This window comes from Vibrio gelatinilyticus, assembly GCF_022836845.1.
GTDB classification, from domain to species: Bacteria; Pseudomonadota; Gammaproteobacteria; order Enterobacterales; family Vibrionaceae; genus Vibrio; species Vibrio gelatinilyticus.
Window position 1 is genome coordinate 366,971 of the sequence record NZ_JAJNNZ010000003.1, and the last position, 14,504, is coordinate 381,474.

17 protein-coding genes are annotated in these 14,504 nt (G+C 44.4%); 10 read left to right on the plus strand and 7 right to left on the minus strand.

What is annotated here, in order from left to right:
• Positions 1 to 293 precede the first annotated feature (293 nt).
• Positions 294 to 1,487, plus strand: a complete 1,194-nt coding sequence (locus LNL84_RS05750; protein WP_244355773.1) for a GGDEF domain-containing protein — start codon at positions 294 to 296, stop codon at positions 1,485 to 1,487.
• A 217-nt stretch (positions 1,488 to 1,704) separates the two neighbouring features.
• Here the strand turns inward: LNL84_RS05750 and LNL84_RS05755 are convergent, their stop codons facing one another.
• Positions 1,705 to 2,313, minus strand: coding sequence for a hypothetical protein (locus tag LNL84_RS05755; RefSeq protein ID WP_244355774.1), 609 nt, complete (start codon positions 2,311 to 2,313; stop codon positions 1,705 to 1,707).
• Between the two features lie 170 nt (positions 2,314 to 2,483).
• On the opposite strand from LNL84_RS05755, the gene LNL84_RS05760 reads away from it, so the two are divergent.
• The 3 genes from LNL84_RS05760 to LNL84_RS05770 are packed head-to-tail and all read left to right on the plus strand — an operon-like array spanning position 2,484 to position 3,312.
• Positions 2,484 to 2,804: a cupin domain-containing protein gene (locus LNL84_RS05760; RefSeq protein ID WP_244355775.1), complete on the plus strand. Its 321-nt coding sequence runs from the start codon at positions 2,484 to 2,486 to the stop codon at positions 2,802 to 2,804.
• A gap of 9 nt (positions 2,805 to 2,813) precedes the next feature.
• Positions 2,814 to 3,029: a DUF3820 family protein gene (locus LNL84_RS05765; protein WP_244355776.1), complete on the plus strand. Its 216-nt coding sequence runs from the start codon at positions 2,814 to 2,816 to the stop codon at positions 3,027 to 3,029.
• 40 nt (positions 3,030 to 3,069) lie between these two features.
• Positions 3,070 to 3,312: a hypothetical protein gene (locus tag LNL84_RS05770; RefSeq protein WP_244355777.1), complete on the plus strand. Its 243-nt coding sequence runs from the start codon at positions 3,070 to 3,072 to the stop codon at positions 3,310 to 3,312.
• Between the two features lie 362 nt (positions 3,313 to 3,674).
• Here the strand turns inward: LNL84_RS05770 and LNL84_RS05775 are convergent, their stop codons facing one another.
• The gene (locus LNL84_RS05775; RefSeq protein ID WP_244355779.1) at positions 3,675 to 4,208 is read right to left on the minus strand and encodes a TetR/AcrR family transcriptional regulator; all 534 of its coding nucleotides are present in this window, start codon (positions 4,206 to 4,208) and stop codon (positions 3,675 to 3,677) included.
• A gap of 143 nt (positions 4,209 to 4,351) precedes the next feature.
• On the opposite strand from LNL84_RS05775, the gene LNL84_RS05780 reads away from it, so the two are divergent.
• Positions 4,352 to 5,194 carry an NAD(P)-dependent oxidoreductase gene (locus LNL84_RS05780; protein ID WP_244355780.1) on the plus strand — a complete coding sequence of 281 codons (843 nt, stop codon included), beginning with the start codon at positions 4,352 to 4,354 and terminating at the stop codon, positions 5,192 to 5,194.
• Positions 5,195 to 5,618: 424 nt separating this feature from the next.
• On the opposite strand, the gene LNL84_RS05785 is transcribed toward LNL84_RS05780, so the two are convergent.
• Both LNL84_RS05785 and LNL84_RS05790 read right to left on the minus strand, forming a co-directional pair.
• Positions 5,619 to 5,957 (minus strand): HopJ type III effector protein, encoded by a 339-nt coding sequence (locus LNL84_RS05785; RefSeq protein ID WP_244355781.1) that lies wholly within the window; start codon positions 5,955 to 5,957, stop codon positions 5,619 to 5,621.
• 249 nt (positions 5,958 to 6,206) lie between these two features.
• On the minus strand, positions 6,207 to 6,593 hold the full coding sequence (locus tag LNL84_RS05790) for a hypothetical protein (RefSeq protein ID WP_244355782.1): 387 nt from the start codon (positions 6,591 to 6,593) through the stop codon (positions 6,207 to 6,209).
• A gap of 333 nt (positions 6,594 to 6,926) precedes the next feature.
• On the opposite strand from LNL84_RS05790, the gene LNL84_RS05795 reads away from it, so the two are divergent.
• The 4 genes from LNL84_RS05795 (at position 6,927) to LNL84_RS05810 (ending at position 10,043) form a co-directional block, all read left to right on the plus strand.
• Entirely contained in the window at positions 6,927 to 8,018 is a 1,092-nt protein-coding gene (locus tag LNL84_RS05795; RefSeq protein ID WP_244355891.1) for a calcium:cation antiporter, read from the plus strand.
• Between the two features lie 95 nt (positions 8,019 to 8,113).
• Positions 8,114 to 9,517, plus strand: a complete 1,404-nt coding sequence (locus tag LNL84_RS05800) for a magnesium transporter (RefSeq protein ID WP_244355784.1) — start codon at positions 8,114 to 8,116, stop codon at positions 9,515 to 9,517.
• 16 nt (positions 9,518 to 9,533) lie between these two features.
• Positions 9,534 to 9,689, plus strand: coding sequence for a hypothetical protein (locus LNL84_RS05805; RefSeq protein ID WP_244355785.1), 156 nt, complete (start codon positions 9,534 to 9,536; stop codon positions 9,687 to 9,689).
• A gap of 177 nt (positions 9,690 to 9,866) precedes the next feature.
• Complete coding sequence (locus LNL84_RS05810; protein WP_244355786.1) at positions 9,867 to 10,043, plus strand: sulfite exporter TauE/SafE family protein; 177 nt, start codon at positions 9,867 to 9,869, stop codon at positions 10,041 to 10,043.
• A 121-nt stretch (positions 10,044 to 10,164) separates the two neighbouring features.
• Here LNL84_RS05810 and LNL84_RS05815 read toward each other — a convergent pair whose 3' ends face one another.
• On the minus strand, positions 10,165 to 11,214 hold the full coding sequence (locus LNL84_RS05815) for an alpha/beta hydrolase fold domain-containing protein (RefSeq protein ID WP_244355787.1): 1,050 nt from the start codon (positions 11,212 to 11,214) through the stop codon (positions 10,165 to 10,167).
• A gap of 307 nt (positions 11,215 to 11,521) precedes the next feature.
• On the opposite strand from LNL84_RS05815, the gene LNL84_RS05820 reads away from it, so the two are divergent.
• A complete protein-coding gene (locus tag LNL84_RS05820; RefSeq protein ID WP_244355788.1) occupies positions 11,522 to 13,288 on the plus strand; it encodes an alkyl sulfatase dimerization domain-containing protein in 1,767 nt (588 codons plus the stop codon).
• A gap of 325 nt (positions 13,289 to 13,613) precedes the next feature.
• Here the strand turns inward: LNL84_RS05820 and LNL84_RS05825 are convergent, their stop codons facing one another.
• Together LNL84_RS05825 and LNL84_RS05830 are read right to left on the minus strand one after the other, a co-directional pair.
• Positions 13,614 to 13,862, minus strand: coding sequence for a hypothetical protein (locus tag LNL84_RS05825; RefSeq protein WP_244355789.1), 249 nt, complete (start codon positions 13,860 to 13,862; stop codon positions 13,614 to 13,616).
• Positions 13,863 to 14,073: 211 nt separating this feature from the next.
• Positions 14,074 to 14,460 (minus strand): DUF302 domain-containing protein, encoded by a 387-nt coding sequence (locus tag LNL84_RS05830; protein ID WP_244355790.1) that lies wholly within the window; start codon positions 14,458 to 14,460, stop codon positions 14,074 to 14,076.
• Positions 14,461 to 14,504: the final 44 nt, after the last annotated feature.

A 14,504-nucleotide genomic window follows, 5' to 3' on the forward strand; every position in this document is an offset into this window, starting at 1 on the left:
TATCCTACTTGATTAAACTCATCATTGTGTGATGAATCTTGTCATTAACTCTCCAGTTACAAGATAGGTGGAAAGGAAAGCCGTATTTTTTGAAGGTGTGTATCCAGGTGAAACGTATAAATGCCACTGGACATCTGATTTAGCGCATCATGCTAGAAAACAACCAGATGCACCTAAGGGTGATGTCACTCACAATTTAGATCAACAATAAAAAGAAAGATAACATACCCTAGTACTATTTTGATCCATATCATTACGGTGTGTTTCGCGTGAGTATAGGGGTGTAGCAAAACATGGATGACTTTTCTCTAGATATAAGAACGCTGACTTTTATTATTATTTTGTTCTCTTTCATTTATTGTGTTGGTTTACAGCTATTCCAATTTTCTCAACAGCCCATCAAGGGGCTTTCACTATTTTCAATTTCAATTTTGGTCATCGGTACTGGGCCGCTTATGTTGAGCTTAAGGGGGGATGCTCCGGATTGGTTGAGTATCATTGGCGCCAATATGGTCATTGCACTCGGGTTCCATATGGCCTTGTATAGCTTATGCTTGTTTCGAGGTTACTCTTTAAAATCGACGAACCTGAGTAGCCTATTGATGTTGGGGGTTTTGCTAAGTTTCGTTTACTTTACATACTATGTACCTTCCATTAAGTCTCGTATTATCATTATCAGCCTATATGTGGCTATTGTGACTCTTAGTACTGCTCTAGCTGTGTTAAAGGGTCAACGTAATGATTTGACCCTAGCCACGCGGATGATGGCCTTGTCCTTTGCGGTCTATGGCGGGTTTATGGTCGTTCGAGTCATCGCTGTGTTCTTTTCAGCCGAGTTGAATGATTTTATGACAGCCAATTTGATTCATCAGCTTACTTTTTTATTTAGTATTGTTCTCATTGTGTCTATGAGCTTTACAATGCTCTGGATGATCAATGCGAGGCTGCTTAGTTCGATTCATGAGCTTTCTTACAGCGATCCTTTAACCTCACTTGGCAATCGTCGGGCACTAGACGAAATAGCCCCAGAGCTAATGAAAAAGGCTAATACTATTCCTGTAAGTGCCATTATGATGGATATTGATAACTTCAAGTCAATTAATGATCAATACGGACATATTGTGGGTGATTACGTTATAAAATCTGCGGCTGAAGTGATTCAAAGTGCCATTAAACTATCGTCTTCGGCGACCGCATTTCGTTTTGGCGGGGACGAGATTGCGATCTTACTGCCTAATGTTCATTTGCAACAGGCGCAAGAAGTTGCCAGCACGTTACGTCAGTCGATTTCAGAAATTAAAGCGGTTCGAGGACACGACTTGTCGTTGACGTCTAGTTTTGGGGTTGCTCAGTTTCATCCTCATGAGAGCTGGGATGAATTTATGAGTCGAACAGACAAGGCGCTATATAACGCGAAAAAAAATGGCCGTAACATGACTTCAACTTGTCTTAGTCATACCAATGGGCCTGTATCAACAGAAGCTTAAGTATTAAGCCCAGCATAAACTCCGAAAAATGTAATGCCTTTTTTCTATTTTCTCTGGGGTGACTTGCGGTTTTATTGTGTAATTTCATGGAACTAAGTTAGGAACTTCCGGCCTGATTGACTGTATCCGTCCACCATTGTAGTTGTGTACATAAACTCACGGTACAAAACAATTACCTGAGTATCGTAAAACAAAACCCTCCTCTTTATTGGTGTTCTCAATATTTCCCCTCAATAGCGGCGATTTTTTCTTTAATGCTGTCAAGCAACAGGTTAAGGCGTTTCAATTCCGCTTTATCTTCAGCAAGCATATCGACTTTTTCATAACCAATGCCGCATGAGACCCGAGTTGAGGCACTGTGTCGAGTAAACCCAATAAGAGGCACCTCATAATCAACGAAAGTCGTTTGCTCTTTGTTTGATGCTCTAATCGAAACGACATTCCCTTTTAAGCTCTGGTCTATTAAACGATTTAATAGGACTTTGTTCGACTGGTTCATCCGAACAAAAGCGGACTTTACGCTATTCATGTAAAGACGGCCTTGAAGAAAAATGGGCTCGTAGCCATCGACTTTGAACGCCAAATCAATATAGGCGTTTGGCGTATCGAGATCCGTTGCAAACCCGGTGGTGATTAGCAGCTTATTGCGATTGTCACATCGGATCCCAAAAGAGGTATACTCATCATCTATTTTGGTTCCAAAGCCATATGCACGATGAGTTTCTACTTTATCGAAAGGGTCAATGCTGTGGTCGCTCACCCATTGTCCTATAGCATTGTTGGCTAAGGTCAACGTCGCAAATATTAATGCGATTCTAATTATCAATTTAACCCTCCAAGCCAGCGGTTAAGTCGTAGAACACGTTTCAATTTACTGCTTGATATCTATAAGGTTAGTTAGTTATTGATAATGTGTTTAGGTTTTTTGTGGCGTTATGATGTACTGGTGGTATAAAAGTACGACTAGGGTGATCACATGAACATTGGAAGTAAGAGATGAAGGTAAGTAACCTATTGAAGCATCTACCTGTTGATATGACAGATGAGTCATTCGAAGACATCGTCTTCTCTGACTCGGTACGTATTGAACGAATTGTTTCTCAGGGGCATACTTCACCGAATGAGGGCTGGTATGATCAAGATGAAAATGAATGGGTAATGGTGATTAAAGGCGCGGGCGAAATTACTTTCGAAGATGGTAATGTTAGCTTGCTGGGCGAAGGGGACCATATATTGATACCTGCTCATGTAAAGCACAAAGTATCCCATACCCCTCATGACAAGAAGACCATTTGGTTAGCCGTATTTTATAAATAGGTATTGTTAATGCTAGAGAAAGAAAATTTAGTAAAGTTGGCTAGAATGCCCATGCCATTTGGCAAATATAGCGGTAGAGTACTTATCGATCTTCCAGAAGAATACTTACTCTGGTTTGAAAAGAAGGGTTTTCCGGATGGGGAGCTTGGAGAATTGTTAAAGCTTTGTTTGTGTTTGAAAATTGAAGGGCTAGACAGCGTGGTAAAGCCCTTAAAGCGCATGTAACCTGTCACAGAAGTTCACCATTTTAACTAAAAGACTCACTATGAATTTTGATATCAATACACTGAAACACCACCAACTGGTTGAAGATGGGCAATTAGAGGGATGTTACATTCATCAGCCTGCCGAAGGTAGCCAACAAAACGACGCAGCGGTTTTGGCAGAACGCCAAGCGTTGGAAAATATGGGGTATAAGGTTGTACAGGTCCAGGCTAAAGGCGGGACGACAACGTTTGCCGAGGCGATGCAAGAACTAGCGCAGAAAACGGGCCATCAACCCAAATAATAAGTGGCTGAAACCGGCTACAGTATCTTTTATCTCTCCAGCGATAACATTTGTCTTGATTCAAAAGAGTTATAACGTTGGCTTGCCCCATTCTCCGTTTCAAACCATCCCTAGAAATGCGTCATCCCCTTGAAAAAGGGGATCTTCTATCGCACGTCGTGGAACCTGTTTGAGTGACTTGGTCGCTTACTTTCCGTTGGCTGGGCGCTTTGGAAGATCCTCACTTTCGTGAGGATGACGTTGTTTTTAATTGGAGACGACACTAGGAAAAGCCAGATGTTAAGAGCCACAAGAAGGATTTCATTGATGCTGACGCTATTGCCGAAGCCGCCACTAGACCCAATCTAACGATAGCTACCCTTTTATTGTTCAAATTGCCTCAATTTTGAGTAGATAAAGTCCACAACCGATTTTTCGTCACGTTCAAAATCACTTTGTACCCAATGGCCAAGAACAGCATTCATTCCAGCTTGTTCAAAAATAGTATCAAAGGGATCGGCTGTGCTGCTATTCAAATCTTCAATAAGTTCGAAGATTCGGTACTGATTTTCTTGACAATACTTCTCGACCAACAGCCAAAGTTTCGGTTGGTTCTGAATATACGCAAAGTAAGGGTGTTTCCTTGCAAATTGCACCCGCCATTCAACCATTGTTCGACTATTGCTCTTGTTTGGTGAGCTTAGTGTTTTTAAGGCATCTTCTATCGACGATTCAAACATATAGATAAGGATATCTTCAATGGAGCTGAAGTTTCGATAGAAGGTATTGCGTGCTACATTCGCTTCAGAAGCGATCTGCGAAATCGTTATTTTGTCGTAATCGTATCTCTTAAATAGCCTAAACAATGCTTCGGCTAGGACTCTTCGAGAATGTTCAACTTGCTCAGCTCGTTTCATGGAGCACACTCCTATGAATTTGTGCCAGTATTCTAAAAACGCTAGGCGGGGGAAATAGCGTTCAGTATACTCGAAACGATTCAAAGGTGGAGCAAATGTTCCACGAATAATTGAAACATCTATAAATAGTTTTGAGGAATGTTATGTCTGAAAATAGAAGACACTTTTTAGTTGTCGCGGCAGCCTCCAGAGGTGCACGTTTGTTCATCAAAAAAGCGCTCCAACAAGGGCATGATGTGACCGCGATTTGTCGTGCCGATAGTGACGATGCCGCATTGGCTCGAATGAACACATTGCTTGATGATGTGATTCTGACCGAAGAACAAGGCAGTAGTACCACAGGTGAAAAGCCGGTTGGTAAAGGTACATTAAAGGCCACAAATCAGAATGTTATCTTATCTGAGACTTACCAAAGCCTGTTACAAAGTGATCCTTCAATTGATGCAGTGTGTTGTTTTGTCGGCGTGACGAAAGTTTCAGACATGTTTAACAAACAAAATAAACTGTACAGCCAAACCATTTCAGCCATTACCACCGGGATGCAAAATAGCCGCTTGATTGAACTGTATTACCATGGATCTTCTGGTACAGAGGGGGTTCCGGGTCAGTCGTACGCGAAACTACCAGATAATTTCCCCGTTAAGTGGCTGATGAACATGTTCAATCACATGCCAATCGTTAAAAATTATCGAGAAAGCGAAGGTGTACTCGCAAAGGCCGGTGAGCAAGGCTTGCCGTTTGTTATTTTCAGACCCGCATATTTAACGAATAAGCCTGCAAAAAGACGTTACCGCTACTGCTTCGATACCACGGGGTTTGATAACGAGATGTTGCCGATAAAGAGCGCAACTACGCAAATTAGCCGAGAGGATGTGGCCGAGGAAATCCTTCGGGTGGCATCATTATCTATTTCGGAAAGGAGTGATTGGTTTGGCCATGGTGTCTATTTGGTCGACATGAAAGTAAGCTTTTATCAAAATAGCTAATTCGGTTGGCTTCTTATACTACTTAAAAATCTATATTGTTACCGACTCGACTTTCGGTTGTCACTCATAATTGTCCGTCTTTGAGTAAGCCAGATTTGTGCTGATTCAGTTTTGCCTCTTTCGATGTCACTTATCGTAAACAACCAAGTCCAAATACTGTCATTCCTGCGAAGGTAGGAATCTCACATCAGCGAACACAGCATTAGTTTAACAACGTTCGTTAGGGGTCGGTTACAAACGAACGGCGTAAAACACTTTTGCCCCATTCGGTGTTTCAAACCATCCCAAAATCACCGTCATTCCCTTGAAAAAGGGAATCTCATGCAGCGCGTTGCAAAGCTGAGTTACGTGACTTATTCGAAGATTTTCAGTTACCCATATGCTTGAGTATTAAATAAGTACTGTCCATAAGTATATCAAAGACTTACTTTGCTGTTAACGCGGTGCCATCGAAGCGAATGCCTGCCCAACCGTGTTGGATAAAATTACGAATGTTGGCATGATCGTTACCATTTGGATTATTTAAAACATCGTCGCGATAAAATTGACCGAAGCAGGCCAGCGTTGATGACTCATCTAACCCCAGTGTCTGAGCAAAAGCAAAAATCTTACAAGAGCCATTGTTTTGCCCTGCCAGATTTTCAGTGTTTCCATTTACAAAACTGACTGGGTTAAACTCAAAATGTTGGTCGATAACCTGCATCGTTTGCTCAAACATGATTTCATTAGGTTTTGTTGCTAGCAACTCTAGAAATCTATCCATATATTATATCCTCCCTCGTTATTGTTCAGAATCAGCACTATATCATCAGACAAATAGAAAGTGACGATACAAGAGTTGAAAAAGTATTTTTTGACAGGCAGTTACGATTTTACAGCTTTAATTTTTAGCCGGTTGGTTGTTTGCAACTTGGCATTTCCCTTTTTAAGCTAGAAGAGTAATCGCAGCACAGTGTCAGAACTGAAAATTCACATGCTTTTATTATCTACATTTGGTTAGGTTAGAAAGGCTCTAGCTTATTCCTACTGTTTCTTTCCCGATATTATCCGGATGTTGAGTCATTCTACTTTGTAGCTCAGCTTTAAGTCGAGTCAGTAGATAGTTATCTTCGTCATCCAAATCCACATGCACTTCATCGAGCCAATAAATATCAGCGAGCAAATGCACATCACTGGCTAAGATATCCAAATCACTTTCCTCCATGTTGCATATGGATGTACGCCAGTAAGTTGATGTATCCACCACCAATAGGCGAGGGGCGTGAGCGTATTTAACGCTGTAGATTTCTGACAAGTCTGCGACTGTCGGTGCGAAGCACACCACGATGTAGCAATCTCCTTCGCCCAAATCACAAATACGATATGGGCGATCGTTTAAATGTATGGTGATATCCATCATAACTTACAAGTCCGGTAAATGAGTGTTTCTCGCGACTGACGCAGTCAGACTCCGTATTGACTTAAAAGCCAACCGTGTTCGACGTCGCTGACCATCGCAATGTAGCGGTTCATCTACTATGTGATATTTGCCTTGAAAAAGGCACGTTTTAGAGAAATTCATATTTGCTGTAACGAAACAACTAAATATGAATTTCACTAATTCATAGTCATGATCTTTGTTCCCCACTATGGTGCTCCACGAATATTGCCGCTTTGGAAGCAGTAGAAGAACTCACCACCCATTTCGTTAACGGAACACAACGGAGTGCTGGAAATAACCCAAAGGCTCAACATGCTTAAGGCTCTCAAGCAGGAGTACACACTGCTCATTGGCGCTCTTGCGATCTTATTTTTTAAACTCGTCGGCGACACACTGTTAAACAATGGTCTCTCAGTCATACCTTATATACTTACAACAGGGATGCTTTTCTATGTGGTCATGACGGCCATTTTCGCAGTGGTTCGACACTCTGACGCACTAGCGATCAAACTGGGTGATCCCTATGGTACGCTGATCTTAACTCTATCAGTAGTGTTACTTGAAGTGATTATGGTGTCGTCGGTTATGCTGACCGGAGAGTCTAACCCAGTGTTGGCACGCGATACCATGTTTGCGGTGGTGATGGCTGTCCTTAATGGTTTTGTTGGTATCACCTTATTGATCGGTGGCCTTAAATATCATACGCAAAGCTACAATCTTGATGGTATCAAAGCCTATTTGGTCGCGATTATTCCATTGGCCATGCTATGCCTGATTTTGCCGAACTTCACTACTATGGATGCTAGGGGCAACATGTCGGTGGGCTTGACTACTACTTTAGTTCTCGCCTCGATTTCACTTTATGCAGTGTTCCTGTTTATACAGACCAGAAGTCATACTCACTTTTTCATTGATGCTGATCATCAGGATGACTATGAGGAGCATGGCCCAATGAAGAGCAATGCATTTCATATACTTATGTTGGTGAGTTATCTGGTGGTCGTGATCTTGCTTGCCAAGAGTCTAGCTATCCCCATCAACGATGGTATCTCAGATTTGGGGGCGCCTGCGGCACTAGGAGGACTTGTAGTGGCGTTGATTATTCTAGCTCCGGAAGCGGTTGGCGCCGTAAAAGCCGCCATCCACAATCAACTGCAACGCGCGATGAACCTGTTTTTCGGCTCGGTGCTAGCCACGATAGCCCTTACCGTTCCCGCGGTATTACTGATTTCCGGGATCATGGACGAGCCGATTAAACTCGGACTGAGACCAGCAGAGATGGTGCTACTTGTTGCCACACTTTTGATGAGCAGCGTCAGTTTCAGTAGCGGGCGTACCAACTCACTTAATGGTGCGACACACCTCATTCTGTTTTTCGCTTACATCATTCTGATGTTTGATTAATTCTAATCGCATATTGAATCAGTGCCTCTTGGCAAAGCGGCGCTTGACAGCAGTTAACAGACTGTACTCACTGTTTTCATTGAAAGGTGTTCACTATGACTTTTCTTTCCATGCCTTTGCATTCGAAAGATGCAGAGGCACTTTATGCCTCACTACTAGAACAGATATCCGCTACTGATAGCGTTGGCCTTTCGGAAAGCCTTAGAACCGCAGAACCCGTGTTATTACCACTTGTTTTTCGCAAGCTAACTAGAGAAGAGCGCGCCGTTACATGGGTACTATTGACATTGGTCACTCCTCAACTGGCCGCGAATCTTCTTGATCATTTTAATGACACTGAACTGATTAGCGTGGTAAAGACATTACCCATAGAGACTATTATCCCGCTATTCCAGTTTTTGCGATCCCCAGACCGGCGACTTTTGCTTAAGTACTTGCCTGAAGAGTATCAATATCAGTTGAGGCTCTCTCTGCCTTCAAACTGGAAATACGAAGAGAAAGCGGCACTCGCTTACTCAAGTGATACGGTTGGTGGGATCTGCAAAAGTGAAGTGCTTAAGTTAGATCAGGATGCAACCGTCGCCGATCTGGGTTCCGCCCTAAGGGCAGAAGAACAAACCTCAGAGCAGTTGGAATGGCGCTATGTCTATCTTCACGATGAAAGGGGAGTGTACCTCGGTGCGTTAAAAATACGCGACATTTTTCTTCGCCCTTACGGAGCGAAATTAAGAGACTACCTGGATCTCACGGTGCCGGTTATTGCACCCGATAACGACCTAACTGCTCTGAAAAGTGTGCTCGACAGTAAACCACACTCAGTCATTCCGGTCGTCGATCACAAAGGGTTTCAGATCGGCGTGGTCGGTTCGACTCACTTGAACGAAGCGCTGTACCAGAACTCCAAACAACAACTGTTAGAACAGGCGGGCGTATTAGGGGGAGACGAATTTCGCGCCATGCCAATGAAGGTACGCAACGTGCGCCGCCTTGCTTTTCTACTGCCCTCCGTGGTGCTAAGTTATATCGCCGTTTCCATTATCGCCGCCTATGAACCCATTATTGAACAAATAGCCGTACTTGCGGCCATCTTGCCATTGGTCGCGAACCTCTCTGGTGCGGCAGGTAATCAGGCGGTAGCAGTATCGATCCGCGAGCTCTCCACCGGACGGCTGTCCACAAAAGATCTGCTCTACGTAGTACTCAAAGAAATGCCGATAGGGCTAGTCAATGGCCTGCTGATTGGCCTCGTACTCGCCGTGCTGACCATGATCACTCATGACCAACAACCACTGGCATTGCCCCTATTGATTGGCGCTGCCTATGCGGTGTCTTCGGTATTGGCAGTCATTATTGGAGGCTCACTGCCACTGCTTCTCAAACGATTCAATCTTGATCCAGCCATGCTCTCTAGCCCAATTCTAACCACGTTAACCGACGCCATTGCCTTTTTCAGCGTCCTTTACTTAACGCAAACTTTCTTACTTTCAGCCGTTGTCTAACCAACAGGAAAACCATATGCAAATAGAAACACTGTTTACTTACCTGACTTTAACCGTCATTGGTCTACTGCCCATCATGAACCCGCCCGCTGCTGCCACCGTGCTACTGGGACTCAGCAAAGGGCGCGACAAAAACTACATCGTCTCTCAGGGAAAAGCGATAGACACCTAACCGTGTTTCCCTTGTGTATGGGCTTCTTCAACGGAGTGACGGCTTTAAACCAGCTCAGTATCGATGTGCCCAATTCGCGCCATGGTGGCGGCATCATCATTGTCGATATCGAATTCAATATGCTGTTTACAAGAAAAACAAGCGGAAAACATTTCGCCGGACTAGGATTCCATCGCTTTGGTTCCGCTATCCATCCCTTCACTATGTGGCCCCAACACCATAGCATTGATCATCCGTCTTTCTGCAGAGCTGGCCACCCATCGTGACGAGCTACATATGCCGAGTGTTTACAGTGGGGTGATTGCTGGCTTTGCTCATTTGTATGGACGTGCAGTTCTTTACTCCAGGAATTGAAGAGACTGCACTGGACATCTATCAGAGGCTATAAACAGCAGTTCTGATTCCTCAGTTAATAGATACGAAAAGCCCCAGTAAAAACTGGGGCGTTCAATTCGATAAAACTATACAATAAAAACTATAGTAAGTTTGCTCGCATAAACCGGCTTAACGCCTGATAGTGTTCGTTGGACTCTGGCGTTCCCAGAGCGGCCATATAGTCACCATGCGACTGACCTTCATAAACATTTAGCTCAGTAACGTTCCCAGCTCGCTTCAGTGCTCTGTCCAACCTGATCGTGTCACTCAGCAACAGATCACGAGTTCCGGTGATCAAATAACTTGGTGGAAAATTCTCAAAACTGCCATTAATAGGTGACACCAAAGGATCACTGAGATCTTTATTGCCAACATAGACATCCACCATCGCTTCCCCTAAGCCTCGCCAACTACCGAGGATGTGGTCGACGCCTTCGTTAATGTGGCGGCTATCTCCGGTGAATGTCATGTCCACAGACGGTGTTCCCACATACAAACCGGCTGGCGCTGAAACCTTGATACGGTTAAGTTCCTGCACTGCTAACACGGATAATGCTCCTCCTGCCGATGAGCCCCCCATAACCATTGAGTCCGCCGTGCGATCTTTTAATAACGCACGCCATACAGTCACAATATCGTCACGTCCCGCTGGAGCCGGAGACTCAGGGCCCTTGCTGTAATCAATGGCGAGTACCGGAATTTGCATATGATGTGCAACAACCATCCCTTCTGTAGTCGAGGCCAAGCCTCCATTAAGTAGGTAACCTCCACCCTGTACCGCGACAAATAGCTTATCTTTTAGCTCTGGTGCAACCGTTTTAGGTGTAATCCAATATACCGATACACCGGCAATCGTATCTTTCACAATAGTCGCCCCCAACTGCTCCGACAATGCCTGAGCTCGCACTCCAGCGGCTGCGTCTCTGGTCGCTATAAACTCGTGCCACTCAGCATCACCGGCTGGATAACCTTCCATCAGTGCCGAGGTATTCGCCGCAGGGAACTGCTTAGAGAACTGATAGAACTCCTTACTGACTGCAGTCGTCAGTGGCACTGGCTCAGAGGAAAGGGTTACGTTTTTGGCACTTACCAATGTTGATGTAGTGACACTGCATACCGCAAGTAGAGATGCGATTAATTTCTTGTTCATGGATTCACCTTAATGGTTAGGGGAAGTAACTCTGTTGGGGTGTATTTAACCGTGAGGCAGTCACGCTGACCATGAATTGAACAAATTCATTTTTGTCGCTTCACCTTGAGCTAACCTGCTCAAAAATGAATCGCTGTAATTCATCGTTTCTGTTAACGCCGATCCATAGACTTTAAAACATCAACTAGGGGATAGCCCTTTAAACTGTATCCATCACGCTCAAAATACCACTGCTAAACAGATGCAAAGTGAACCCGTTAATGGGAGTTGGATACATTCAATTACGAGGTTTATAGATTCGATGACTATGAGTAATACAATAAAGACACTAACCGCAACACTTATTGGTTTTGCCATAACCAGTGCCGCATCGGCTCATTCCCATCAATATGGAATGTCATTGCATACGGAGTTGGTGACCACGAAAAGCGGCGCGATCACTACGCGTCCGCAAGCTGAAGTGGACGTCAACTATGAGGTCGAGACTAAACACATCACCGAAATTACAGATGGGGTTTATCGCATAGCAGGTTGGGGTATCGGTAACATCATTGCCATAAACGCTCCAGTGGGGTGGATCATCATTGATACTGGTGATAGCACTCAGGTTGCAAAAGAACAGCGCTCAGCACTAGAACAGAAACTCGGAAAGCCGATCGCTGTTGCCGCCATTCTTTACACACACTCTCACTATACCCACGGTACATCAATTTGGGCTGATGAAGGTACTAAGATCTACGGCCATGAACATCTGGTGACAAACCTGCAAGCGGATTCTGGTATCAGTGTACTAAGCGGTAATTTCTCGACCAGAGCGGTCATTCAGTTTGGTATGTTGCACCCTTTGGAGGGAAAAGATGCTTTTCCGAGCAAGCTCGGGTTTAGCAAAGATAAGCTTATTGGTGAGTCCGGATTTATGGCTCCTGATATTACCTTCAAGAATGGCAGCGTTGAAAACCACACTGTCGCCGGTCTCGCAGTGGAAGTTTTACCAAGTCAAACCGATGTTCTCGATTCGGTAGCGTTTTATTTCCCGCAACAAAAACTGCTGGTCTCAAATGCCATGAACAGCAACAGCCTCTTCAATCTGTATACTTTACGCGGGGATATTTACCGTGATCCAATGAGAATGGTAGACGCAGCCGATCTGGCATTAAGTCGTGATATTGAGTATCACGTCGATATTCATGGCTCTGCTAACATCGGCAGTGTTGCCGCTCATCAGGCAATCACCTCATTTCGCGACAGCATGCAGTTGATCCATGATCAGACCTACCGGGGTATCGCTATGGGTAAAGACGGACAGGAGATCGCTGAGTGGATCCATATGCCAGAATCACTGCGCGCCGACAAAGAGACGTATGGACAAGTTGAGAGCTATGCCAAGCAGGTTTATAGCTCCCGAATTGGTTGGATGGGTTGGGACGTATACGACATCAACCCGCTTCCCAAAAAACAGCAAGCAGAAAAAACCGTCGAGGCGATGGGCGGCACCGATGCCGTGATAGCTATGATTGCCAAAGCGCAAGCTAAGGGCGATATTGCTAGTACGCAGTGGAGCTTGTTCTTAACGACTCAGCTCATGAATATGGGTGTCATGCCTGAAGAGGTCAAACAACTGCGTGCGAATGCGGCTCGTACTTTGGGACAACATACCACATCCGCCAATGCGCGTGGTTTCTACATTTCAGAAGCCTTGTTACACGAAGGTAAAATGCAATTTGCAGGAACTACTCTGGATAACTATCAGCAACTCAGTCAACTGCTAGGGGCGGTCACTGCAGAAAAACTGGCCAGTTCTCCGTTGAGAGACAATGTCCACTACTTACGATTTATGGTGGATTCTAAACAAGTAGAAGGCAAGCAGATTGAATTTAATCTCCACTTCACCGATGAGCATGAACACTACGCTATTGCTTTGAGAAACGGAGTGATTGCCATTACTGCCCAGCCAAACGAGGGAAGAACCTTTGAGCTCACCAAGCAGGATTGGGATGACATGATACTTGGACTTGAGCCCTTTTCGCATTTACACAACGACCTGAAGGTACTAGAACAGGCCATTGTTCGATAATCAAAACCTAAATGAAATGAAATGAAATGAAATGAAAAGTCAGCCCATGTCTTATGGGGCTGACTTTGTGAATTCTAGTTATAACGACTGAACTAGTTATAACGACTGAACTAGTTATAACGACTGAAATAATGGGACGCATATGCGTCGAAATGGCATTGTGCAGGCTGCTATGGATCCGGCGTTTGCCCTAACCACACTCTGACAATAGATTCCGCATCAAATGCGGAATGATGAATTTAGGGCTGTTGCGAGAAGGGAGCTTATGTCCAAAGGCGAATTATAGGGAGTGGTTGATGTGTAACACGGACGATGAAGCGACTCTCTAGTTGATTCGACCAGCGCCGTTTCGGACAAGATCTTTACCATTTTCAAAAACATCATCGGTTACCCAGCGCGCCAAAAGAAGTTTGTGATTGGCGTCAAAAACCGCGATAAAGTGTCGGCCATCAGCATTATTGGTTGCCATTCCTATCCCAGCAACACCTTCTAAACCCAGTCCCCCGTTTTCTACGGAAAGTATAAATTGCTCTAGGTCCTGTAAGTTATCAATTACATCTTTGCTGTCTGTCATGATTTCTCTCTTTTTTTTTGCATCATAATTAGCGCAGTGTTCGCTAGGCTCAAAGCACACGCACAGTAAGGTGTGAAAAACGCCGTAATAGTAACAAAATTCTTAGCGTGTACGCGACAAAGAATATTTTTAAGGCGAAAGAGCAACTAGCCAGAAAGCGCACCTTGAGCACTGTCTGGCCATGAGACTTAAGACCTTAGAGTAATGATTATTAACTTAGAGCTGCGCGAACTCGTAAGAGCTTCTCTTTCACTTGAGCGGCTAAGCCTTGTACATCCGGATGGTTTACAAGCTTGAGTACGGCCTCAGGATCCATGAAAGAAACGGTAATCGATAGGTCTTCTTCTTCTCTAACGACCACATTACACGGCAATAGCAAACCAATATCCGGTTCCGCGGAAATGGCTTGATTGGCAAGGGTAGGGTTGCATGCACCTAGAATAATGTAGGGGCGTTTATCAACATCGAGTTTCTTTTTAAGAGTGGCTTTAACATCGATTTCGGTAAGAATGCCAAACCCCTCTTTTGCGAGCTCTTGCGTCACGCTTTCGATCGCCTCGTCATAACTGCCATTAAACTTGGTTGAAAATCCGTACATATATAGCCTCCAATAAATGCTGTGATGGGCAACTAAGGCTTATT